The sequence below is a fragment of the Christiangramia aestuarii genome (assembly GCF_009735585.1).
Lineage (GTDB): Bacteria > Bacteroidota > Bacteroidia > Flavobacteriales > Flavobacteriaceae > Christiangramia > Christiangramia aestuarii.
In genome coordinates this window covers 1-413 of the sequence record NZ_VJVW01000116.1, presented here as the reverse complement: position 1 = coordinate 413, position 413 = coordinate 1, and the positions used below count along the sequence as shown (strand labels likewise).

The window sequence follows — 413 nt, the reverse complement described above, 5'->3', positions numbered from 1 at the left end:
CACCAGCCCAGGCCGCCCATCACCAGGGTGTAGGGTAGCGCCATCCAGACCATGCGGCCGTACGACAGGCGCACCAGCGGGGCGATGGAGGAGGTCAGCAGGAAGAGGAACGCCGCCTGGCCGTTGGGCGTCGCTACGCTGGGCAGGTTGGTGCCGGTATTGATCGCCACCGCCAGGGTATCGAAATGCTCGCGGCTCATGTGGCCGGCATCCAGCGCCTGTTTCACCTCGGTGATGTAGATGGTGGCGACGAATACGTTGTCGCTGATCGCCGAGAGCAGGCCGTTGGCGATGAACAGCATGCCCGGCTGGCGTTCCGCCGGCAGCGCCAGCACCGCCTGGATGATCGGGGTGAACAGGTGCTGCTGGTGGATCACCGCGACCACCGCGAAGAACACCACCAGCAGCGCAGT

The 413-nt window shown here is 65.9% G+C and carries 1 pseudogene; it reads right to left on the bottom strand.

The features are described from left to right. Positions 1-413: pseudogene (locus FLP08_RS17165) on the bottom strand (sodium/proton antiporter); the annotation flags it as partial.